Here is a 21452-nt window from a genome sequence, read left to right as displayed (position 1 = left end):
ATGAAATCAAAGTTAACTTAATAAAATATTTCGACATATAGTAATGCAAGTTTTGCTTAGGACATAACCCCCACAAGAATTGTTAGTGTCATTATTTATTCGCCACCGATTTGAGGTCATGTTTAGCATGATCTCGCTCAACCACTAAGAAAAAAACGGTTAAGCAACTAGTTTCGTGAGGGAATGCGCCCATCTCATCAGATTTATAGCTATAGTGCGAAACTCACGGAATAAACGCTCCAGATGATTCGACGTCCGAATATGACGGTGCAAACTGGGGTCAAATTCATAGAAAGTAAACGTCAGGGCTAGATCTCGTTGAAAGACTTGTACAGATTTTGGTTCAAGCAGTTCCCACTTAGGCGTAGCCGAAATCGCAGTCCCCCGCGATCGGCAAGGTGAGTTTGAACCGCAGATGGTGAAGAAAGGACAAAGCCGATTGTCAGGACTAGACGAGAAGATCATTGCCTTGTATGCGCGAGGGATGAGCGCCAGAGATACCCAAGCCCAGTTGCAAGAAAAGTATGGAGTCGAGTATCACCGACACTAATCTCTAATGTCACTGATGCGGTAATTGATGAAGTCAAGCAATGGCAAAACCGTCCCCTCAATGCGGTCTACCCGATTGTATTTCTGGATTGTCTGGTCATCAAAGTCCGAAACAATGGACGAGTTCAATAAATCCTTGTACTTTGCCTTGGCAGTGAATATGGACGGGTACAAGGAATTACTGGGTATGTGGATTTCCCCCAATGAGGGTGCAAAGTTCTGGCTATCGGTACTCCCTGAAATTCATAACCGTGGGGTCAAGGATATTTTGATTGCTTGCGTTGATGGTTTGTCTGGGTTTCCTAATGCACTTGAAACGGTGTTTCCGAAAACGCAGGTACAGTTATGCATTGTCCACATGGTCAGAAACTCAGTCGCTTTTGTGCCTTGGCAACAGCGCAAGCAGGTTTGTGCCGACCTCAAGGCTATTTATGCTGCGGCAACGGAATCGGAGTTTAACCTTGAACTCTTTGCGGAGAAGTGGGACAAGCAATATCCWTACAATCTCCAAGTCTTGGCGCAATCATTGGGCGAATATTATCCCCTTCTTTGCTTTCCCACCTGAGATTCGCAGGGCGATTTACACCACCAATGCGATTGAGTCAATGAATAGCAGTTTGTGGAAGGTGATTAAATCTCAACAGATTTTCCCCTCTGATGAGGCTGCTTTTAAGCTGGTCTATTTGGCGATGCGGAATATTTCTAAGAAATGGACAAGGCTCGATTCGTGATTGGAAACCCGCCCTCAATCGCTTTGCTATCCTCTTTGAGGATCGTCTCCACTTCTAGCTCCTAGACTTTACACAATCTACTTGACAGTCTCGGTTATATCATCGACCGCTTTCCATGCTGGAGTTGATTTCATTGCGCGGCTTTCACTGCCTCACGTCTTAACTGACCAGTACCCAAATCTTTGCCTCAATCGTTCAATGGTTCTGATGCTGATGTTGAAAATGTCACTAATTGATTGATCTTTCCATCCTCCTTCCTCTTGATTCTCATCAGCTTTTAGCAAAATATGAGCATGGTTAATTTTAGCTGCTGCTGACTTACCATTTTTGGTGATTTGTTCTAGTTTTTGGCGTTCTTCTTCTCTCAATGTCACTTTGTATCGTTTTGCTGGCATAGCTTTTTCCTTACTATTTTCTATGCCTTTATTTTACCCGTCAATAATTCTTTGACTGTCTACTAGGAACTTCCACAATAAAATAGCCATCTTCATCACGATAGAGAAGAACAGTCCTTTTGAGTAAGTCTAGATATGTTGCAACAGTCATAATTAGTCTCCAAAATTTTCCAAAGAGTCTGCAAGTATAGCTGTAGCCATTCTTGTTAGGACATAAAACCCAAATAGTGTGAGGCGGCGCGAAGCGCCGCCTCACACTATTTGGGTTTTGATTTGTCCTGATACAGGTGGCTATAGCTATAGATTACCTATAAGTATATGTGAGCATTTTTAATCAGCAATTTGATCAGCAAGAATTACTGCAATTTTATTAATCGCAATGCCATACCATTTTTGCATTCTCAGCAACTCTCCATCAAGCGGTAATGTCGGGGGGAAATCGCAGATGTAGCCAAGTTCGCGCAAAGCCGAAACGATCGCACTAGGAGAAATCCACCATTGCTGAGAGATATCTAACAGGTTTAATTTCTCTATATTCTCTAAATCAAGAGATTGAACTTGAGCGCGAAATTGATCAATGGAAGGAACAGACGGAATATGAGAACCAAGATAGATATAGTCAGGTTTGGCTGTGGCAATTAACCATTGCAGATGGGTGAAAGATGGCGGTAAAGTCCATAACACAACTGCATGATAATCTCGATCGCGTATGGGGCGATCGCAATCGACATCACCTTGAAACTTATCAGCAGGGCGATCACATCCGTATAGCAATAATGGGCGAGGCAATGGTCTGGGTGCTTCGCTGAGTTTTTGCCATTGGGGAATCTTGGTAATTACGGGCGCAGATTTATACTGCAATTGCAAATGCTTAGGCGAATTTTGAGAACTTTCCATTGCTGTACCTGTTGCTTCGCGAATGCCAACTACTTCTAATTCTACTGAAGTTGTATCTTGCCACTGATTAGCGCGTAATTTGTAAGCAATATCCACATAATCAGGCACAGGACAATATTCTCCCCAACGCCATGCGATCGCTTTGATCTTGCCATTGCCTGTATCTAGTTCTAGAGAAAGATGTTTGACTTTATCTCTGCCGCGAGTTTGTTGAGAAAGTACGCGCACATTTTGACTATAAAACACAGGATCGGGATTGCCGAGTCCGCAAGGTTGCAGGCGATCGCAGGTTTGTAACATCGTCATTGAGATATCGCTGAGATCCGCTAGTACATCAACATTGATCAGCGGCATGATGTGACTAGGAAGAAGATTTTCGCGATCGGCAAATTCTCTCAATCCATTTCGCAGCTTTTCCATATTCTCCGCAGGAAGCGTAAAACCTCCTGCCGCCTTGTGTCCACCACCTTTGTTACGGATATTCGCAATGTATTCGAGGGAATGAAAGACATGGAATTCAGGGATACCGCGCACTGAGAAGCGGACAGTTGCACCTTGATGATTTGATTCTGTTTCAGAATCTTCACAATGAGCATCTTCATAACTGCCAATAAAGACGGGTGCGCCATAACGTTCGACTAGTCGCGAGGCAACGATGCCGATGACCCCATGATGCCAGCCATCATCCCCAGCCCCTCTCCCAGTAGGGGAAAGGGGAGCAAGATTTGAAGAGTCCTCGCTTTTAGGAGAGGACTCTTCAAGTGAAGAGAGGGAAGCAGAACTTTTAGATGATGATTTTTTGCGCTTAGTAGAAGTCTTACTCCCCTCTCCCCCCTTGGGAGATGGGCTGGGGGTGAGGGCTTCTTTCACCTCACGATCAACAATTACCAAAACTCGTTCTTGAGTAATATCAAACCCCTCAGATCGCTTTTTGGCCATATAAGCGATCGCTTCTTCTTCAATTTCTTTACAAAGATCTTGACGCTTGCGATTAGTAGCTTCACATTCCTGCGCTAAAGCGATCGCTTCACCCATCTCCTCGCAGGTTAATAGATCGATAATTACTTGGGGATTGCCAATCCGTCCGATCGCATTAATGCGAGGACCCAGACCAAATCCGATCGCTTCAGGTTTTAGCCCAGTTTGTTTATCTTTAGCAATTCCTGTTTCGTTAATCAGCGCAATAATGCCAATTACTTTAGATTGAGATAACAAGCGCAAACCTTTTTTAACTAATCGGCGGTTGATTCCTGTTAATGATGCAAGATCGGCGATTGTGCCAAGGGTAAATAATTCTAATAAAGGATTTTCTAATTCGGCGCGTTTGCCGAAGCGATCGCTTAATTCCAACGCCAACACATAGGCAACACCGACACCTGCGATCGCCGCGTAGGGTGAATTGGGATCAACGCGATATTTCGGATTGAGGATTGCGGTTGCAGGTGGGATTTTACTAGCGTCTTCGGGGACTTCGTGGTGATCGGTAACAATTACAGAAATATTTAAGGATTTGGCGAGAGCGATCGCCTCATAAGCAACAATGCCATTGTCTACGGTGATGATTAATTTGACATCGCGATCGCGACAATCTTGCACAATCCGTGCATTAATTCCATAGCCCTCCGTCATCCGACTCGGAATTTCATATTCCACATTGCCACCTAATAATCGCAAGGTCCGAATTAATAGAGCCGTGCTAGTCATGCCGTCAACATCATAGTCACCGCAGATCGTAATGCGATCGCCATTTTTAATGGCAAGCTCAATGCGATCAATACTCGCAATTAAATCGGGAAATTCTTGTTTGGGATCAGGCAGATCTTCCAGTTCAGGATCGAGAAAAATCTTTGCAGCTTCGGGCGTATCAATACCGCGATTTAGCAAAACCTGAGCAATTATGGGCGAAAGTCCCGTAGAATTAGCGATTGTTTCTGACAAATCTGGTTGTGGAGAGAAAATCTGCCATCGCTGTTGAGGTAAAAGCATGAGAACAATAATATAATTATTAAGAATGTCTTAAAAATCCGTTGCGAGTCCGAAAACCAATGAGGACTATTCCAACATTACCTGAATCAACACTACAACTTTTACTATTTATTGACGATCGCCCTAAGGCAAAGGATTTAGTCAAGGAAGTAGAGGAATTTTTGCATCGGGAAAATGATTGCCGTTCCGAACTGCAAATAATCAATGTTGCTAGTCAACCACAGCTTGCCGAACTCTTTAAAGTCGTCATGTCTCCAGCTTTACTAAAATTATCACCTTTACCACGTCAAACGATTGCGGGGAAAAACATACTCAAGCAACTAGATAACTCTTGGGATACTTGGAAACAACAAGTATTAGACAAAACCACTAACCATCCCCCCGAACTTGCTCAAAATATTGACTATATGAACGAAGTCGCACATCTTGCCGATGATGTGTTTCGGTTATCACAGGAAAAAGCTGAAATTGAGGAGCAAATTCGCTTCAAAGATCGAGTGCTGGGCATGTTAGCCCATGATTTGCGGAATCCTTTAACTGCGATCTTATTAGCGATCGACACCATCGAAAAAAGCGGCGACAAAATCGATCCGCAAATGGTTTCTCGATTGCTCAAACATGCTCGTAATAAAGCGCGTGATGCTGACAGCATGATCACCGACATTCTCGAGGCAGGACGGGGAGCTAATGCTCAATTTCGTACCCAGCGCCAAAAAATTCAACTCGATCAGCTTTGTCATAGTGTCGTCAGCGATTTTTATTTTCACAAATGTCTAGAGGGGAAAATGCAAAAATTAGTTAAGGATATTCCCACGGATCTACCACCTGTGTATATCGATCAAGAAAAAATTCGTCAAGTTTTAATCAACCTTTTGGGGAACGCCACAAAATATACGCCCGAAGGAGGCAAAATCGAGCTAACAGTCATGCATCGCACTGCTCAAAAAATTGAAGTTAGCATTACCGATAACGGGCCGGGGATTCCTGCAGAAATGCGCGATCGCGTATTTGAGGAGCGCTATCGTCTAGAGCGTGATGATGAAGCTGATGGCTATGGAATTGGTTTATCCCTATGTCGCCGCATTATTACCGCTCATTATGGTCGGATCTGGGTCGATGACGCGATCGGCAAAAAAGGCAGTTGTTTTCGATTTACGCTACCAGTTTACTAAGCTTTTTAAATAAGAAAAAGGCGGCGCAATGCGCCGCCTTTTTCTTATAAATTCACATTTGCGGATGCAGTAATCACGATTGGGTGTAACCAACGAAATAACACAATTGTGATGGCAACGCCTATATAAGCGGGTCGCACGAATTCTTGTAAAACTAATTGCTGACGACCTTGGGCGATCGCCACAAACGGCAATATCGAAGTGCGTTCCTTAACCGCTAAGAAAGCATCACCGTAGCGTTTAAATAAACGTTGATCGCCATGCCATACTGCAAATAAATGATAAACAACTAAAGCGATCGCTGTAACCAATGTAAAAGAAGTTCCTAACCACAGCGCATGGGCAATTCCCCATAAACATTGACCAATCATTTGAGGATGGCGACAAATACGGATGATCCCCGTTTCAAATAAATGGACTTCTGGCTTTTTGATCGCAGCAACTTCAGTTAAGTTAAACGTCGCAGGATAAAGGAAGAGAAAAGAAATTGCGGAAAGAATCAAGACAAACTCACTTACGCCTGTAACTCCCTTGACATCCCACAACTGCACCCCGTCGTAACGATGGTTAAAGAAATAGATTAGCAACACTACCGCAAGCGGAATGCTTACTAATGCAAAAATCACACGGTATTGCCTTGCTCCAATTCGTTCTTCAGCCCACATTCGTAATTCGGCAAGCCCACTATGGGCGATCGCAAAGGTCAAAATTAAGCCCAGCATTACAAAATGGGTGAAATAGGTCGAGAAAAAGGAGCTAAAAGAGGTCATATTAAAACTATTAACTTGATTGAAATTGCGGCAACGCAACACTCTCAATAGTTTAGCCATACTTGAGCTTGAAGCGCAAAATTGCCAGATTTAACAAAAGCGTAATCGCGTTAGCTATATAGATTGGTGCAGCATTAACGATTAACCCATAAATCAGCCAGAGCGTAATCCCCGCAATAAAAGTAATTAACATCGGCAAAGAAATATCTTTTGTCGATCGCGATCTCCATACTTGGATTACCTGCGGCAAAAAGGCAAATGTCGTTAGGGCGGCTGCCGTAAATCCAAGGAGATTGGTGAAGTCCATAGGGTACACAAATAAGCTAATTTGGGGATGTTTTGCTTAGCAAGGCATCCCCAAATTAGAATTAAAACACATGAAACAACGCATCATCGGCATCACAGGAGGCATTGCTACAGGAAAAACCACGGTTTCCGATTATTTACACCATACCTATGGCTTGCCAATTCTTGATGCCGATCTTTATGCTCGCCAAGCTTTAACAGGCGAACGCCTAGCGAAACTCCGCAATCGCTATGGCAAATTAATTTTTGATGATCAAGGTAATCTTAATCGCCGCAAGTTGGGGGCGATCGTGTTTGATAGCGATATTGAGCGTCAATGGCTCGAACAGCTAATCCATCCCTATGTTCAAGAGTGCTTAATTAGTGAAGCTAATCGCCTCGCACCATCAACTGTAGTCATGGTGATCCCTTTACTTTTTGAAGCAAAAATGGAGAGTTTAGTAACCGAGACTTGGGCGATCGCTTGTGATCCCCAACAACAATTACAAAGACTAATGAACCGCAATCATTTGTCAGAATCTGAAGCATTGCAAAGGATTGCTAGTCAAATGTCTCAATCTGAGAAAATAGAACTAGCCGATGTCGTAATTGTTAATTCCGACAACCCCGAAGAGTTATTCTTTCAAGTTGATAATGCACTGCTTAACTCACAGTCAGGAATTTTCTTAAATATGATGTGAAGTTGCCCATGCACGCACTTGCCGAATCAAAGCATTTTCCTTCAAAGTGCTTTTAAATTCTAAAAAATTCTGAAGATCGATTGTTCTTAAGATAGGAAAAGCCATGCTGCGATCGCTTAGAGAATAGAGATCCCCAACAAGTTGATGTATCGTAATCGCTTGACCATCATAGCGCCATACTTCAGGCACTCCTAATTTGGCATAAATGGCGAATCGATTCAGCGAACTACTCGTAATATCGATCTCAATGGCTAAATCTGGTGGGGGATCGATTAGTAAATCAATCTTGTCTTTGCCCCAAACCTGCTCCTCATTTTGGATGTAGTAGCATTGATCAGGTTCTAGACCTCTTGCCAAATCTTGCCGATCGCAGGTCATTGAACCTAAACTACGAATTTCCATCTCCAATGACTCTGTTAAAGCCTCAACAATCCGACCTAACAGCTTTTTATAATTTTCGTGCAGGTCAGAGGGCATCCGAATTTCTAAAAGTCCATTGTCATAGGTAAGTCGCTTACTGGGCTGTACTTCTAAATCATCTGCGATCGCCCGATATGTTTCCCATCGGATTGAGGGGAGTAATATCTGATTGCTAGTGCGATCGCTAGATTTAGTAACAGTAACCGTCATTTTATTAATGGGTAGTCTAACTAAATAGGGATATGCAACCCGAAGTGTCGCATATCCCTAACTTAATATTTATTGCTGAGGCTGTTCAGGAGTTGTCGCAGGTAAATTTAAGGGAATTGGCTGTGAATTAGGTACAGCATTAGTTGCAGGTGCGACTTGTGCTGGTGGTGGAGCCGTCACAGTGGGCGTTGTAAACCAACCACCACTAAGAACTACTGTTAAGCCCAAAAAAGCAGCAGTTAAAAACCAAGTCACCCTATTTAGGGCTGTTTCTGCACTCTTGGTACTTGAGAATAGCTGAGCTTGACCACTAAAGCCACCCAAACCATCACTTTTAGGACTATGTAACAAAATTAAGACCACTAAGCAAATGGCAACAATAGACCAAATTATTTTTAAAGTTTCGTACATTTCAGATATTTTTTTTTATATATTTTTTCTATAAACAGCTTAACGCATCAACAATTAGATTAGAAAGTAGATGTGTTGCAAAGCAACACATCTACTTTCTTTAAGCAAATTGTTGACCTAACTCAATCGGGTTATGGACTGTAATTCGTTTTTTAGAGATCGCAATCATTTTTTGCTTTCGCAAATCGCCCAGCAATCGTGTCACTGTCACTCGCGTAGAGCCGATCGCTTCGGCGATCGCCTGATGGGATAACTTCAGATCAATCGTCACACCTTCAGTCGAAGGCGTACCAAAATCACGACAGAGAATCAACAAAAAGCTGACTAGCCTTGATCCCATGTCTCGATGGGCAAGCGTCTCAATCATCATCTCCGTCTGTAAAATCCGTGATGACAAACCACGCAATAGCACCATCGGTAATTCGGGATCTTCCTTCAGTGCCTTCTCTACTTGATCGATGGGGACAGAGAGCAACTCCACAGGCGTAAATGCTACTGCATGATAAAAGCGATCAGAGCGATTGCCAGTAATTAATGACAAAACGCCAAACACACTATTTTCTCGTAATAGGGCAACTGTAATTTCTTCACCTGCTTCGTAAACTCTAGAAAGTTTTACTGCGCCTTTAACTAAAAAGTAAAAACGTTCCGCAGGATCACCAGGGAAAAAAATTGTCTTACCGCGTTCAAACGTTTCCGTCATGGGTGGAAACATTCCCCCATTCATTTCGCGAAAGACTTCAACAAGAGCACGGTCTGCCAATCTTATATATCCTCTTTAACCAAAAATAAAACAGTATATATAGCGCTTCACAGTCTCGTGAAGTAAGGGACTGTTTCTCTCTCCGAAGGCGAGAGAAACAGTCCTTTGCAACTTAACTAGACTAGAAAAAGCTATAAAGCATCATTTAGTGCTTACTAGACTAGAAAACAGGCAAAATCTCAAATTCTCAAGAAAGTATGCCAGCACACAATCAATTTGAGTGATATATGTTAGCTTTCAACCTAATCTACAGCATGAAAGTATATGTAGATTCAGCGTACATTGCCTTCAAAGTTGTGACTTGAGAAGGCAATGAAAACTTTTCTAATTAGTCAAAGTTAAGTCACAAAATTAGAAAGCTTACCTAGAAATAGAGATAAGTATTCTCACTTAAACTTACTACATAATTGCAATTTGTATCATAGTGTACTTTTTATTGAATTAAGTATAGCTGTGAAAATAATCACGAAATAAAAACGGATCTATTCAAGACATGAAGGTTGAGCCCTACCGAAACATGCTGCTTACAGAGGTGTCTTCGTGGACTCGCCAAATTGTCTCACCTAAAAGGTCAGCAACTGATAGTACCCGTAATTGCGGAAAATAGTTTTCTTGTCTCACAGGTGTTGAGTTAGTCACAATTACTTCTTCAAATACACCACTTGACAAGCGATCAATCGCTGGCGGTGAAAAAATAGCATGGGTTGCACAAGCATAAACCTGTCGCGCCCCCTCTTTTCTCAAGAGTTTGGCTGCTTCATAAATTGTGCCAGCCGTATCAATCATGTCATCAACAAGGACAGCAGTTTTACCAGACACATCTCCGATGACATTCATCACTTCAGCCACATTATGGCTTTGACGGCGCTTATCAATGATCGCTAGAGGAGCATCATCGAGTTTCTTGGCAAAAGCCCTAGCCCGAGCTACTCCCCCTACATCTGGTGAAACCACCACCAAGTCAGGTAGCTTCTTCTCATTGAGATAGTCAAATAAAACTGGAGAACCATAAACATGATCACAAGGAATATCAAAATATCCTTGGATCTGAGCTGAGTGAAGATCCATCGCAATCACGCGATCGGCTCCAGACTGCACGATTAAGTTAGCAACTAATTTTGCAGTAATGGACTCTCGTCCTGCGGTTTTGCGATCGGCTCTTGCATAGCCGTAATAAGGCATAACTGCGGTGATCTGTCTTGCCGACGCACGACGGCAGGCATCAATCATAATTAATAATTCAGTCAAATGGTCATTAACAGGGCGACAAGTAGGTTGGATCAGATAAACATCACAACCCCGAATCGATTCCTGTACTTGCACATAGACTTCCCCGTCAGCGAAATTTTTTCGCACCATAGGCCCTAGTTCGATACCTAAATAACGGGAAATCTCTTGGGCAAGTGGCAAGTTTGCTGAGCCAGCAAACAGCCTAAGTCGGTCTTCACCGCTATTTAAAGAAGGTAGTCGGTGAAGTCCATGCCTAGTAGTCGTTAAGTGTGTCACTGCAATTTATCAGGAGGTAACATAGCCATCATTCTATTGTCAGGCTTAATCCGCTATTCGTACTATCTGTTTATGATTAAATTAGATATTTTTTCCAATCAAAACAAAATAAAAGCCAAAAACTAGAAGCATAGCCTCTAATTTTTGGCTTTTATTTAGGGGGACGGCGGCGCTGTAAAAAATCTGGAATATCTAGTCCTGGCTTACTAAGTTTGATCTCAGACTGAGATGTAGTGGGCATTGCAGCAGATGACGGTCTAGTTGTTGGGTTAGGTGGTGGTAGAGGCTGAACTTTTTTAGAAATTTGTGGGGGGATCGCTGGATGAGTTTTAGGAGCAAATCCCGTGGCAATTACTGTAATCCGAATCTCTCCATCTAACTTGGGATCAATCACTGCCCCAAAAATAATATTGGCATTTTGATCAACGACTTCGTAGATTGTCTCCGCGGCGGCGTTGACCTCATGGAGAGTCATGTCTTCACCACCTGTGATGTTGAAGACGACACCACTAGCTCCTTCAACAGAGGTTTCTAGTAGAGGTGAGGAAATAGCGGTCATCGCTGCTTCTCTGGCTCTGGATTTGCCTGAACCGATGCCAATACCCATCATTGCTGATCCTGCATCTGCCATAACGGCTCGAATATCCGCAAAGTCAACGTTAACCAGACCGGGGATCATGATAATGTCCGATATCCCCTGCACACCCTGACGCAGGATGTCGTCAGCAACTCTAAAAGCTTCTTGGACTGGGGTCTGCTCAGAAATTACGGAGAGGAGCTTATCGTTGGGGATCACAATCAGAGTGTCAACGCGACTCTGTAAACCAGCTATACCCTCTTCAGCTTGCTGACCACGTCGTCGTCCTTCAAAGGTAAACGGGCGTGTGACTATACCAACTGTCAAAGCGCCTGCTTCTTTGGCGACCTCAGCGATGATTGGTGCGGCTCCTGTACCTGTGCCACCCCCCATACCTGCGGTGATAAATACTAAGTCGGCTCCTTCAACGGCAGCAGCAATATCATCACGCGACTCTTCGGCGGCTTTCTGCCCGATCGCAGGGTTACCACCAGCACCTAAACCTCTGGTCAGTTTTTGACCCATCTGAAAGCGCTTAGAAGCAGATGATTGAAGTAGTGCTTGAGCATCGGTATTAAACGACCAGAACTCTACACCAACTACATCACTCGCGATCATGCGATTTACAGCGTTGCCGCCGCCGCCGCCAACACCAATTACCTTAATTTTTGCAACACTGCCCAACATGATATTATCCGCTTTTGTATCAACGCCTAACTGCTGCTTCATACGATTGTGAGAGTGACTTAGGTGTAGTCTAGAGTTATTTGAAAACTCAGAAAGTTCATCCATTTGCACGTCTACTTCTCCGTTTTCCGAACCATTTGAGTCCAAATCTGACCAGTCATTTTGAGATGTCATTTATCGAGGGATGTCATAAATAGAATCGTTTTACTGATGCTCTCTAGATTTTGCTAAGCTTAAACCTCATTCGAGTCAGAAGTTCGAGTAACAGTTTAAACCTACCAGAAAAAAATAATAATAGCCTTAAAACGACAATTTAGGATTTTGTTTCAGAAGATTTATCTTTTGTTGGCATATTCATTTCTAAAATTGGATTGCTAGGTTGGCTGATATCAATGTGTCTAAAACTTTTTGATTTCAGTTTTTCAGGTAATGTCCTGAGCCGATCAAGTGTCTCTAACTGTGTGCTAAAGAGTGATGGCTTGTATGTGCCAAAATATACCAGCCCTAGCTCTGTAGTCAAAATTAGATTTGATTCATCGCGAGCATCAACTTGAGAAATTTTGACCTGACTCTGGCTAATTTGGCGATACAGCGTTGACCATTGGCTGATTGATCGATTATTTGGTTCTAAGATCACAAGATTGGGTTTAGTAATATTTGACGGATAAGCTTTCGCAGAAACCCATATACCTTCGGCATCTAGAAAACCTTGCTGACCTTTGCGTGTAGAGTTAGCGATCGGCAAGCGTTCATGGACTTGAATAGTTAACTTAGAAGGAAAAATAGTGCGTGAAACCAAAACCTTAGAAACTGGGGCAGTTGCCTCTAATTGGGTAGCGATCGCTTGGGGTTGAATTTGAAAAATTGATTGGGGATATTGAATCGCCAAAGATCTCTTGATAGTTTCCTTGGAGAGGAGCTTGTTACCCTCGATTTCAATTTGATTGGCACTGCGTAATTGCCACTCTGGGAGCATGGCAATCCAAAGCATTGCGCCCGTAAGTCCCGTGATGAATGTTAACTGCCAAATACGTTGAAAGATGCGAAGGCGGCGTTGTTTTCGCAGTTGTTTGCGGCGGGCCACATAGTCTGCCTCTCCAGTGGAGATAGGGAATTCAACCGTCATCTTTGCTCCTACCTGTTCATAGTGCTAGGAGTCAGATGATGGGCTACTAGCAAATTGCCGTTCCAGCATAGCAATGATTTCTTCGCGTCGGTTGGAAATAGCTAAGGGATCATTGGATGTGGGGCGCAAAAACATTACTTGCTCTGTACGCTTGTAATTTGATGGTTGCTTTTTGTCTATTAAAGACTGGATAGCTTTAACAAAAAATATACCTGCACTTATTACTAAAAGTACAGACACTGAGATGTAGATAACTGCTGCGATCGCCATATCTGTAAATGTTTGATTCAAAAGTGCTGATATCACAATAGAGGAGCAAATCAGGTTTTTCAACTAGAGTTACAAAAATGTATAGATTTGCTTTGCAAACCTTCATAAACCCCTGCAAAAAGTCAGCGCTTCGCGCTGACTTTTTACAGCTAAGGTACGGAGAACGCGACAACCCTATGGGATTTGATGTTGCTATTGGTTCGGTATAATCAGGCTTGATTAACAATTCAGCAACATTTAGTAATAATTAGGAGCTTTGCGCGATATGCAAGAGCAGGGAACGATCAGCATTCATACCGAGAATATCTTTCCCATTATCAAGAAGGCTTTATATTCAGAGCGAGATATCTTCTTGCGGGAATTGATCTCTAATGCCGTAGATGCCATTAGCAAACTCAAGATGGTGTCTTACGCTGGCGAGACTAATCACTCCGCCGAGCCCGAAATTGTTGTCACAATTGATAAAGAAAAAAAGACGCTAGCGATCGCTGATACTGGCATCGGCATGACTGCAGATGAAGTAAAGAAATATATTAACCAAGTTGCTTTTTCTAGCGCCCAAGAATTTGCCACTAAGTACGCCAGCAGTGGTACGGGTGATCAACAAATCATCGGTAACTTTGGTTTAGGTTTTTATTCGTCCTTTATGGTGGCGAGCAATGTTGAAATTGATACAAGATCCTATAAAGAGGGTGCGGAAGCAGTCCATTGGGCTTGTGATGGCTCGACCACATTTACAATTGATGATAGCGATCGCGCAGGTGTAGGTACAACGATCACCTTGACCTTGCAAGAAGATGCTGAGGAGTATCTAGAAGAAGCATCGATCAAGCGGATGATTCGTAACTATTGCGACTTTATGCCCGTGCCGATCAAGCTAAATGATGAAGTCATCAACAAGCAAACAGCACTTTGGGACAAGTCTCCTAAATCAGTTACCAATGAAGAATATTTAGAGTTCTATCGCTATCTCTATCCTTACCAAGACGATCCTCTATTCTGGATTCATCTAAATACAGATTATCCATTTGTGATTAAGGGAATTCTTTATTTCCCCAAAATGAAGGCGGATATTGATCCAAATCGTGGACAAATCAAGTTGTTCTGTAATCACGTTTTTGTCAGCGACAATTGCGACGATGTGATTCCTAAGTTCTTGATGCCTTTGCGTGGGGCGATCGATAGTACTGACATTCCTTTGAACGTATCACGCAGCTTTTTACAAGGTGATCCAAAGGTTCGCAAGATCCAAGACTTTATTGCGAAGAAAGTAGGCGATCGCCTTACTTCTCTCTATAGCGACTCCCGTGAAGAATTTCTGAAGTGTTGGCAAGATATTAGCATCTTCATGAAGTTCGGCTCGATGAATAGCGATAAGTTCTATCAGCAAGTCAAGGAAATCCTAGTGTATGCCACCACTAGTGAATCTGATGAAGTCAAGAGCGAAAGCGGTAACTACACAACCTTGCAAGCTTATCTAGAGCGTAACAAGGCAGAACACGAAAACCAAGTATTCTACACCTCTGATCCGATCGCCCAAGGTACTTATGTGGAATTGCATAAAAACCAAGGACTAGAAGTGCTGACTTTTGACGCATTTATTGATAGCCACTTCATTAATTTCCTTGAGCGCGAATTTAAAGATATTAAATTTGCGCGTGTTGATGCCGAAATTGACGATCGCCTAGTTGATAAGGAATCAAAAACCGAAATTGTCGATCCGAAGACCAATAAAACTAAGAGCGATCATCTCCAAGATATTTTCCGTGACGCATTGAATAAACCTAAATTGGTAATTCGCACTGAAGCTATCAAAGCGGAAGATGTGGCTTCTGCCCCACCTGCAATCATTCTGCTGCCAGAATCAGCACGTCGGATGCAGGAGATGATGGCGTTGATGCAACAAGGTACGGTGAGTTTCCCTGAAGATCATGTTTTGCTGGTAAATACGGCTCATCCGCTTATGCAGAAGTTGATTGAGCTTGATAGCAGTCAAGTTTTAGTTGATGGTAAGTCAGAATCTGCGGATCTTGCTAACTTGATTTGTACCCATGTTTACGACTTGGCTCTGATGGCACAAAAGAGCTTTGATGCTGACAGCATGAAGGGCTTCTTACAGCGTTCTAATCAATTGCTAACTAAATTGACTAGCAAAATCTAATCTAAAAGAGAAAGGACGCTTTGCGTCCTTTCAACCCCAAAAGGAGATGGCGGCGCGAAGCGCCGCCATCTCCTTTTGGGGTTTTGATTTGTCTTGATACAAGTTGTGGCTATAAATCTAATTTATGGGATGTAAAACGACTATCGGTTGCATCCCAGCTTCGACAACTTCGCTAACACCTAGAAAATTCTGACTCTGGTCACACATTCGTAAATAAATATTTTCTGCGCCTAAGTTAGAAAAATTATCGGGAATCGCGATCGCTTGCCCCATACACCAACGCTTTGTCTCATCTTCGTTAAGCGAAACTACAGGTAAGAAATGTAAGCCATGATCAGGTGCAAGTACTTCGAGACTATGCGATCGCAAAAGCTCCTCAACCTGATCAAACGTCAAACTAGAATCTAAATCAAAACCATTGCTATAAGTGCGAACTAGCCCCGATAAAGTCGCCCCACAACCCAGCTTTTCTCCTAAGTCCCGCGCGATCGAGCGAATATATGTACCTGACCCACAGGCGATCGCTACATCCAATTCTGGATAATCCCCTTCAGCCCAATTTAAGATCCGAATTTCGGTGATTTCTACCTCACGCATTGGTACGTCATCTAATGTGATCTCCCCTCGACGCGCCAAATCGTAAAGACGTTTACCATTAACTTGAATTGCACTAAAAGCAGGTGGACGCTGAGTAATTTTGCCTTGAAATGAAGGTAGGAATTTTTGAATTTCGGTAAGCGTTAAAGTTGGACAGGGGCGATCGCTAAGTACTTCACCTGTAATGTCATCGGTATTGGTAACCAGCCCAAAGCGAATTTTTGCCTCATAGGCTTTGCCTTCTGGTAAAAATCTTAAAAGTCGGGTGGCATTACCAACGGCGATCGGTAAAACTCCTGTCGCCATCGGATCAAGAGTACCGCCATGACCAATTTTCTTTTGTTTGAGTAACTTTCGCAACTTGCTTACACAGTCATGAGCCGTAATAAACGGCGGCTTATCGATACTAATAAATCCATTGAACATAAAAATTACAAAAAACTGCGACGCTTGTTAATTAATACCAAAACACAAAACGGCATAGCTGTTTTGTGTTTTGGTATTAACTCAGTAAAGCAAGGATGGTTAGCAGCAATTCTCATTATGAAACTGATTTTGTTGTTTCCAGCGCCTAAGGCGCTGGAAACAACAAAATCGGTTTTTTGAAAGCCCGCCAACGGCGGGCTTTCAAAAAACCGATTTTTATAAATAGAATTGCTGGATGAGTAGTATGTTGCTTACACTGTCTAGGGTGTATGTCCTATGATTGTGATAAAGTACGAAACTTCCTATGATGACAAGAAACAAAATGAAACTAAAGCAAGGAAAATCTGTCCTAAAATATAAACAGTAGATATCAAAGATAAAGTTTCTTCAAAGTTGTATCTGTCTTGAAAAATATGCTAGACCGCTACACCTCATGCATACCTGTCGTTAGATTTCAATACTATGTGTTTTTAGCTTCACCATTTGTGATATGGGGTGAGATAAGTTGACTCGATTTGTATTCGGCGATATTCATGGTCAATTTGATGGCTTAATGAAGTTAATTGACTTCATTAAGTGCGTTCCTACTGACAAACTATTTTTTTTGGGCGACTTGATTGATCGCGGCGAGCGTAGTGCTGACGTTGTAAACTGGGTGATGGACAATAATCACATTTGCCTCAAGGGAAATCATGAGCAAATGTGTCTTGATGCTTTTGGCAGTAACGAAGAATCATTGATCTGGAAGGGATGGATATTAAATGGTGGTTCTAAAACCCTAGAAAGTTATGGAGCCGCTAATCTGCCAGAATCACATTTAGAGTGGATGCAGCAATTGCCGCTTTATATGGATTTGGGTGATGTATGGCTAGTCCATGCTGGCTTAAACCCCAATCTACCGCTCGAATTGCAGGGTGCGGCTGAATTTTGCTGGATTCGCGAAGAATTTCATAGTGCCACTGAGCCTTTCTTTGAAGACAAAATTATTATCACTGGACATACAATCACCTTTGTTTTTCCAGGGGTGAAACCAGGGAATTTAGTACTGGGAAAGGGATGGCTGGATATTGATACTGGTGGTTATCACCCTAAAAGTGGATGGCTATCGGCTCTGGATATTGATACGGCAACAGTCTATCAATGTAATACCTTTACCCATGAGTTGAGGGTAAATTCACTATCCGATATTACGACTGTGATTGAGCCAATGCCGACGCGATCGCAAAGACTGGAAATTGGCAAAACCAACGCTCAAAAGCGACGCTGGTCTTGGGTTTAAAAATAGAGATGTCGCTTTGTGACATCTCTATTTTTTAGGGTGACAATAAAACCTGATATAAATCTGGGCGGCGATCGCGAAAAAATCCAAAGGAAGCGCGATTAAGTCGAACTTGATCGAGATCGAAATTGGCTAAGATCACGCCTTCTTCAGTGTCATTTAACTCAGCAACCTTATCGCCGCGATGGTTAGCGACAAAGGAATGACCATAAAAAGTTTGATTTCCCTCTAGTCCGATCCGATTTGCCGCAGCTACAGGAATTACATTGCTGACTGCATGACCAATCATCGCTCTCTGCCAAGGATCTTTAGTATTCAGATTTGGTTCCTCAGGCTCGGAACCGATCGCCGTTGGGTATAGCAAAATTTCGGCTCCCATCAATACCATCGCTCTGGCACATTCAGGAAACCACTGATCCCAGCAAATGCCCACACCAATTTTGCCAAAAGCAGTGTCCCAGACTTTAAAGCCTGTATCACCACCACGAAAATAAAACTTTTCTTCGTAACCAGGTCCATCGGGAATATGACTTTTGCGATAGACTCCCAACAATGAGCCATCGGCATCAACCATGGCAAGACTGTTGTAATAGACCTGTCCTGACTTCTCGAAAAATGAAACAGGAATTACCACATTTAGTTCTTGAGCCAGCTTTTGAAAATGGGAGATCGTCGGATGGTTTTCTACAGGTTGCGCCCAATCAAAAAAGTAATCGCGTTCTTCCCGACAAAAGTATGACCCTTCAAATAATTCTGGTGGCAAAATTACCTGTGCGCCTTGATAGGCTGCTTTGCTAACTAAGTCGGATATTTTATTGACGTTAGTAGCGATATCAGCATTGAGAGATGCTTGAATAACAGCGATCGTGACATTTTTAGAGGATGACATCAGAATATTAGGATAGAAACGTTAAAATGGAGATATGTAGCTGTTGCACTAAACCCGAAAAAGCGTGAGGTGGCGACAGCTTTATCAATAGCCTAGCGCAGTCACGAAAAAATTCATGAAAAAACTTGTCATTTTATTGATTCAGTTTTATCGATTATTTATTTCACCATTATTTCCACCAAGATGTCGGTTTCAGCCTACTTGTTCGCAATATGCAGTGACTGCGATCGATCGCTTTGGTTTAGCCAAGGGAGGGACGCTAGCTGTTAAACGGATTTGTAGTTGTCATCCTTGGAATATTGGTGGATACGATCCTGTACCAGAACTATTGGTTCACCAAGATGAGTCAACATCAGTTCCTTGACGCAGATTGACACAGCAACAAATCTTGCACGATCGCCACAACATTATGCAGAGTAATGTCATTGCGTCCTAAAAAAGTCCGTAAATCTAAAATTGCTTGTTCATATTCTTGAGTAAAGCGATAAGCAGCGATCGGTTGCAAATCTGTATGGGGGATTTTCAGGACTTTCATGATGCCATTACGCACTGTGCCAATTAGTTCGCGAGAAAGTTCGGAAATAGCTTTTTGTCTCAAATGGCGAAACCCACGCACACTAGTGGCATACATTGCTGGCAATCGATTGAGCGCATAGGCGGCTACCTCACTTTTGTTGAATTGCTGATTTAGTTCAGGAGGTGTCGCTTTCTCGATTACTAAAAATACAAGGTGTTCTAATACATTTATTAGTCCGAGTTGGGCTTCCAAAGTATAGGATTCTAACGCCCTATATTCCATTTCTAGGGCATCCTTAGCCCGTTTATCACTAGACCATGAACCTTCGCAGGACTTAATATGAGAATCCCAAGCCTTTTCCAATTCTAGTCGAAAGGCTTCCTCCTGCTTTTGAACTAGCTGCTTTTGCATAAACCGTTTTGAGCTAGAAAGTACTGCTCGATGTTGGCGATTTAAATGATTAACATCTTGTAATCGAGTTTCTTCAAGCCCTTGAATTATTGTTTGATCTTCAAAGTTATTGATTTGGCTAAATTGCGAGCATTTATCAGACATTTCCTTAACGATAACGGGGACATCTCGCCACCGCAAATATTTACGTTTGAGAAGTTGATTGAGTTGATGTAGAACTCCTGCACTATTTAGAAATAAATGCTTAGGTAAAGGCGTAGTGTCATGCAATGGATCACCAAATAAAATAGCTTTGATACCATGCTTGATTGTTTGAGCAATCTGAGGATGTAATTCGTTTAAAGCATAGTCATATTGATATTTCCAGCCAATCATTGAAGTGGCAAATAAAGGTGGTAGTCGATTAAGTGCATAAGCTACAACTTCTGCAACTTTAACCTTGGGTTGCATTTCTGGGCGGAGTTCTTCTATTTGAATTCTAACTTCTTTAACAATAATCTCTTCTAAGACATTGATAAATATAGGCATAACTTTTTACTTGCTTAGAATTCATAGTAATTAGGATGCTTAGTATTTAGAAAATAACAAAGTTTTTTAGCTTGATTTTCTTTATTAATTAATATGATTATCGCAAAAATATCCAATTAAAATATAAATGATATTCTTGGAATCCCCCAAACCATAACATGTAATATATTTTAGAAAATTTACTTATTAGACTTTATTGGTAGGATTCAATCTATCAAAAAACTATCAATAAATTAACCGTACAAATCGCTTAACTTGTATAGTAAAATAAGGACTAAAAAAGTCAGAAAAGCTATAAAAAAGCAGAAAAATTATAAATATTTTGTATTTAATTAGTTAGAACAAATCAAACCCAAAAAGAGAATGGCGGCGCAAAGCGCCGCCATTCTCAAAATATAGGGAAGGGAGTCGAAGACTCCCTTCCCTATATCTATCCTAAGCGATAGCCGAAGCCTCTAACAGTCACAATATGCTTAGGATCACTAGGATCAACTTCGATTTTTTCGCGTAACCAACGGATATGAACGTCTACAGTTTTGCTATCACCAACAAAATCCACTCCCCAGACTTTTTCTAATAGCTGCTCCCGTGACCACACCCGACGCGGATGACTCATAAATAGATCCAGCAACCGAAATTCTTTTGGAGAAAGATTGATTTCCGTTTCGTTGATCGTAACCCGACACTCATCGGGATACATGGTGATATCGCCAAACTTATAAACTGTGGCATTAGTTGCCACAAAATCACGACGGCTACGGCGTAGTAAGGCGCGGCAACGTGCTACGAGTTCTCGCATTCCAAAAGGCTTACTAAGGTAATCGTCGGCTCCCACCTCTAAGCCCACAATACGATCAGATTCATTACCTCTTGCACTAATCATCAATACAGGGACATTATTGCCTTCGTGACGCAAAATGCGGCAAAAATCTAGTCCATTTATCGATGGCAACATTACATCTAAAATTACTAAATCTAGTCTTGCCGCAGTTTTCGCAATTTGCAAAGCACTATAACCATCTTCAGCTAGTAAAACGCTGTAACCTTCTTCACGCAAAGATAATGCGATCGCCTCTTGAATAATCGCTTCGTCCTCCACCACTAAGACACAACCGACAGTATTTTTAGGAGTCGAGGGAGATTGTTCTGTTAAGAGCATAAAAAAGTTTTATTAGGTTGGTCTAACCG

General features: G+C 42.2%; 21 protein-coding genes and 2 pseudogenes. 7 read left to right on the top strand and 16 right to left on the bottom strand.

Translation table 11 applies throughout. The features are described from left to right. Positions 1-159: 159 nt before the first annotated feature. On the bottom strand, positions 160-465 hold the full coding sequence (locus tag B9G53_RS27190; RefSeq protein ID WP_176453092.1) for a hypothetical protein: 306 nt from the start codon (positions 463-465) through the stop codon (positions 160-162). On the opposite strand from B9G53_RS27190, the pseudogene B9G53_RS28375 reads away from it, so the two are divergent. Continuing rightward, positions 374-1338, top strand: a pseudogene (locus B9G53_RS28375) (IS256 family transposase); the annotation flags it as partial. The gene B9G53_RS27190 and the pseudogene B9G53_RS28375 overlap by 92 nt on opposite strands. 118 nt (positions 1339-1456) lie before the next feature. Here the strand turns inward: B9G53_RS28375 and B9G53_RS04655 are convergent. Together B9G53_RS04655 and B9G53_RS28370 are read right to left on the bottom strand one after the other, a co-directional pair. Further along, positions 1457-1675: pseudogene (locus tag B9G53_RS04655) on the bottom strand (helix-turn-helix domain-containing protein); the annotation flags it as partial. 330 nt (positions 1676-2005) lie between these two features. Next, positions 2006-4558: a DHH family phosphoesterase gene (locus B9G53_RS28370; RefSeq protein ID WP_254923551.1), complete on the bottom strand. Its 2553-nt coding sequence runs from the start codon at positions 4556-4558 to the stop codon at positions 2006-2008. A gap of 59 nt (positions 4559-4617) precedes the next feature. Here B9G53_RS28370 and B9G53_RS04640 point away from each other — a divergent pair, with 59 nt between their 5' ends. Then, on the top strand, positions 4618-5730 hold the full coding sequence (locus B9G53_RS04640; protein ID WP_094529674.1) for a histidine kinase: 1113 nt from the start codon (positions 4618-4620) through the stop codon (positions 5728-5730). Positions 5731-5774: 44 nt separating this feature from the next. On the opposite strand, the gene B9G53_RS04635 is transcribed toward B9G53_RS04640, so the two are convergent. Continuing rightward, the gene (locus B9G53_RS04635; RefSeq protein WP_303396064.1) at positions 5775-6500 is read right to left on the bottom strand and encodes an NnrU family protein; all 726 of its coding nucleotides are present in this window, start codon (positions 6498-6500) and stop codon (positions 5775-5777) included. A gap of 52 nt (positions 6501-6552) precedes the next feature. Next, positions 6553-6807 carry a SemiSWEET transporter gene (locus B9G53_RS04630; RefSeq protein WP_094529672.1) on the bottom strand — a complete coding sequence of 85 codons (255 nt, stop codon included), beginning with the start codon at positions 6805-6807 and terminating at the stop codon, positions 6553-6555. A 70-nt stretch (positions 6808-6877) separates the two neighbouring features. Here B9G53_RS04630 and coaE point away from each other — a divergent pair, with 70 nt between their 5' ends. Next, positions 6878-7486, top strand: coding sequence for a dephospho-CoA kinase (coaE, locus tag B9G53_RS04625; RefSeq protein ID WP_094529669.1), 609 nt, complete (start codon positions 6878-6880; stop codon positions 7484-7486). Here the strand turns inward: coaE and B9G53_RS04620 are convergent. From B9G53_RS04620 to B9G53_RS04590, 7 genes are all read right to left on the bottom strand, one after another. Next, positions 7472-8116, bottom strand: coding sequence for a Uma2 family endonuclease (locus B9G53_RS04620; protein ID WP_094529667.1), 645 nt, complete (start codon positions 8114-8116; stop codon positions 7472-7474). The genes coaE and B9G53_RS04620 overlap by 15 nt on opposite strands. 69 nt (positions 8117-8185) lie before the next feature. Then, entirely contained in the window at positions 8186-8527 is a 342-nt protein-coding gene (gene secG, locus B9G53_RS04615; protein ID WP_094529665.1) for a preprotein translocase subunit SecG, read from the bottom strand. 100 nt (positions 8528-8627) lie between these two features. After that, complete coding sequence (gene ntcA / locus B9G53_RS04610; protein ID WP_094529742.1) at positions 8628-9254, bottom strand: global nitrogen regulator NtcA; 627 nt, start codon at positions 9252-9254, stop codon at positions 8628-8630. Between the two features lie 543 nt (positions 9255-9797). Next, a complete protein-coding gene (locus B9G53_RS04605; RefSeq protein WP_094529663.1) occupies positions 9798-10796 on the bottom strand; it encodes a ribose-phosphate pyrophosphokinase in 999 nt (332 codons plus the stop codon). A gap of 151 nt (positions 10797-10947) precedes the next feature. Beyond that, positions 10948-12234 carry a cell division protein FtsZ gene (gene ftsZ, locus B9G53_RS04600; protein ID WP_094529661.1) on the bottom strand — a complete coding sequence of 429 codons (1287 nt, stop codon included), beginning with the start codon at positions 12232-12234 and terminating at the stop codon, positions 10948-10950. A gap of 139 nt (positions 12235-12373) precedes the next feature. Next, the gene (locus B9G53_RS04595; protein WP_094529660.1) at positions 12374-13186 is read right to left on the bottom strand and encodes a cell division protein FtsQ/DivIB; all 813 of its coding nucleotides are present in this window, start codon (positions 13184-13186) and stop codon (positions 12374-12376) included. 24 nt (positions 13187-13210) lie between these two features. After that, positions 13211-13477, bottom strand: coding sequence for a hypothetical protein (locus tag B9G53_RS04590; RefSeq protein ID WP_141211707.1), 267 nt, complete (start codon positions 13475-13477; stop codon positions 13211-13213). Between the two features lie 244 nt (positions 13478-13721). On the opposite strand from B9G53_RS04590, the gene htpG reads away from it, so the two are divergent. Further along, the gene (htpG, locus tag B9G53_RS04585) at positions 13722-15617 is read left to right on the top strand and encodes a molecular chaperone HtpG (RefSeq protein ID WP_094529656.1); all 1896 of its coding nucleotides are present in this window, start codon (positions 13722-13724) and stop codon (positions 15615-15617) included. A gap of 117 nt (positions 15618-15734) precedes the next feature. Here htpG and truB read toward each other — a convergent pair whose 3' ends face one another. Further along, entirely contained in the window at positions 15735-16574 is an 840-nt protein-coding gene (gene truB, locus B9G53_RS04580) for a tRNA pseudouridine(55) synthase TruB (protein WP_254923550.1), read from the bottom strand. Positions 16575-16589: 15 nt separating this feature from the next. Between truB and B9G53_RS27905 the strand changes: the two genes are divergently transcribed. Then, positions 16590-16820 (top strand): hypothetical protein, encoded by a 231-nt coding sequence (locus B9G53_RS27905; protein ID WP_217901511.1) that lies wholly within the window; start codon positions 16590-16592, stop codon positions 16818-16820. Between the two features lie 325 nt (positions 16821-17145). After that, a complete protein-coding gene (locus tag B9G53_RS04575; RefSeq protein ID WP_094529651.1) occupies positions 17146-17919 on the top strand; it encodes a metallophosphoesterase family protein in 774 nt (257 codons plus the stop codon). 34 nt (positions 17920-17953) lie between these two features. Here B9G53_RS04575 and aguB read toward each other — a convergent pair whose 3' ends face one another. Beyond that, a complete protein-coding gene (gene aguB, locus B9G53_RS04570) occupies positions 17954-18808 on the bottom strand; it encodes an N-carbamoylputrescine amidase (protein ID WP_094529649.1) in 855 nt (284 codons plus the stop codon). 115 nt (positions 18809-18923) lie between these two features. Here aguB and yidD point away from each other — a divergent pair, with 115 nt between their 5' ends. Further along, complete coding sequence (gene yidD / locus B9G53_RS04565; RefSeq protein ID WP_094529647.1) at positions 18924-19172, top strand: membrane protein insertion efficiency factor YidD; 249 nt, start codon at positions 18924-18926, stop codon at positions 19170-19172. Here yidD and B9G53_RS04560 read toward each other — a convergent pair. Together B9G53_RS04560 and B9G53_RS04555 are read right to left on the bottom strand one after the other, a co-directional pair. Continuing rightward, on the bottom strand, positions 19161-20264 hold the full coding sequence (locus tag B9G53_RS04560) for a late competence development ComFB family protein (RefSeq protein WP_094529645.1): 1104 nt from the start codon (positions 20262-20264) through the stop codon (positions 19161-19163). The two genes, yidD and B9G53_RS04560, sit on opposite strands and share 12 nt — an antisense overlap. A 430-nt stretch (positions 20265-20694) precedes the next feature. Beyond that, entirely contained in the window at positions 20695-21423 is a 729-nt protein-coding gene (locus B9G53_RS04555; protein ID WP_094529643.1) for a winged helix-turn-helix domain-containing protein, read from the bottom strand. Positions 21424-21452 lie beyond the last annotated feature (29 nt).

Origin of the sequence: Pseudanabaena sp. SR411 (assembly GCF_002251945.1) — a bacterium.
Classification (GTDB): Bacteria; Cyanobacteriota; Cyanobacteriia; order Pseudanabaenales; family Pseudanabaenaceae; genus Pseudanabaena.
The sequence above is the reverse complement of the archived record's forward strand: the minus strand, read 5'-3'. Positions and strand labels throughout refer to the sequence as shown.

Bases quoted from the DNA above. Each gene is read 5' to 3' on its own strand.
- B9G53_RS04555 (WP_094529643.1), bottom strand. From the start codon at position 21,423: ATGCTCTTAACAGAACAATCTCCCTCGACTCCTAAAAATACTGTCGGT.
- ntcA (WP_094529742.1), bottom strand. From the start codon at position 9,254: ATGAATGGGGGAATGTTTCCACCCATGACGGAAACGTTTGAACGCGGT.
- secG (WP_094529665.1), bottom strand. From the start codon at position 8,527: ATGTACGAAACTTTAAAAATAATTTGGTCTATTGTTGCCATTTGCTTA.
- B9G53_RS04635 (WP_303396064.1), bottom strand. From the start codon at position 6,500: ATGACCTCTTTTAGCTCCTTTTTCTCGACCTATTTCACCCATTTTGTA.
- B9G53_RS04560 (WP_094529645.1), bottom strand. From the start codon at position 20,264: ATGCCTATATTTATCAATGTCTTAGAAGAGATTATTGTTAAAGAAGTT.
- B9G53_RS04620 (WP_094529667.1), bottom strand. From the start codon at position 8,116: ATGACGGTTACTGTTACTAAATCTAGCGATCGCACTAGCAATCAGATA.
- ftsZ (WP_094529661.1), bottom strand. From the start codon at position 12,234: ATGACATCTCAAAATGACTGGTCAGATTTGGACTCAAATGGTTCGGAA.
- B9G53_RS27905 (WP_217901511.1), top strand. From the start codon at position 16,590: ATGAGCCGTAATAAACGGCGGCTTATCGATACTAATAAATCCATTGAA.
- B9G53_RS04595 (WP_094529660.1), bottom strand. From the start codon at position 13,186: ATGACGGTTGAATTCCCTATCTCCACTGGAGAGGCAGACTATGTGGCC.
- B9G53_RS28370 (WP_254923551.1), bottom strand. From the start codon at position 4,558: ATGCTTTTACCTCAACAGCGATGGCAGATTTTCTCTCCACAACCAGAT.
- B9G53_RS04640 (WP_094529674.1), top strand. From the start codon at position 4,618: ATGAGGACTATTCCAACATTACCTGAATCAACACTACAACTTTTACTA.
- coaE (WP_094529669.1), top strand. From the start codon at position 6,878: ATGAAACAACGCATCATCGGCATCACAGGAGGCATTGCTACAGGAAAA.
- B9G53_RS27190 (WP_176453092.1), bottom strand. From the start codon at position 465: ATGATCTTCTCGTCTAGTCCTGACAATCGGCTTTGTCCTTTCTTCACC.
- aguB (WP_094529649.1), bottom strand. From the start codon at position 18,808: ATGTCATCCTCTAAAAATGTCACGATCGCTGTTATTCAAGCATCTCTC.
- htpG (WP_094529656.1), top strand. From the start codon at position 13,722: ATGCAAGAGCAGGGAACGATCAGCATTCATACCGAGAATATCTTTCCC.
- B9G53_RS04630 (WP_094529672.1), bottom strand. From the start codon at position 6,807: ATGGACTTCACCAATCTCCTTGGATTTACGGCAGCCGCCCTAACGACA.
- yidD (WP_094529647.1), top strand. From the start codon at position 18,924: ATGAAAAAACTTGTCATTTTATTGATTCAGTTTTATCGATTATTTATT.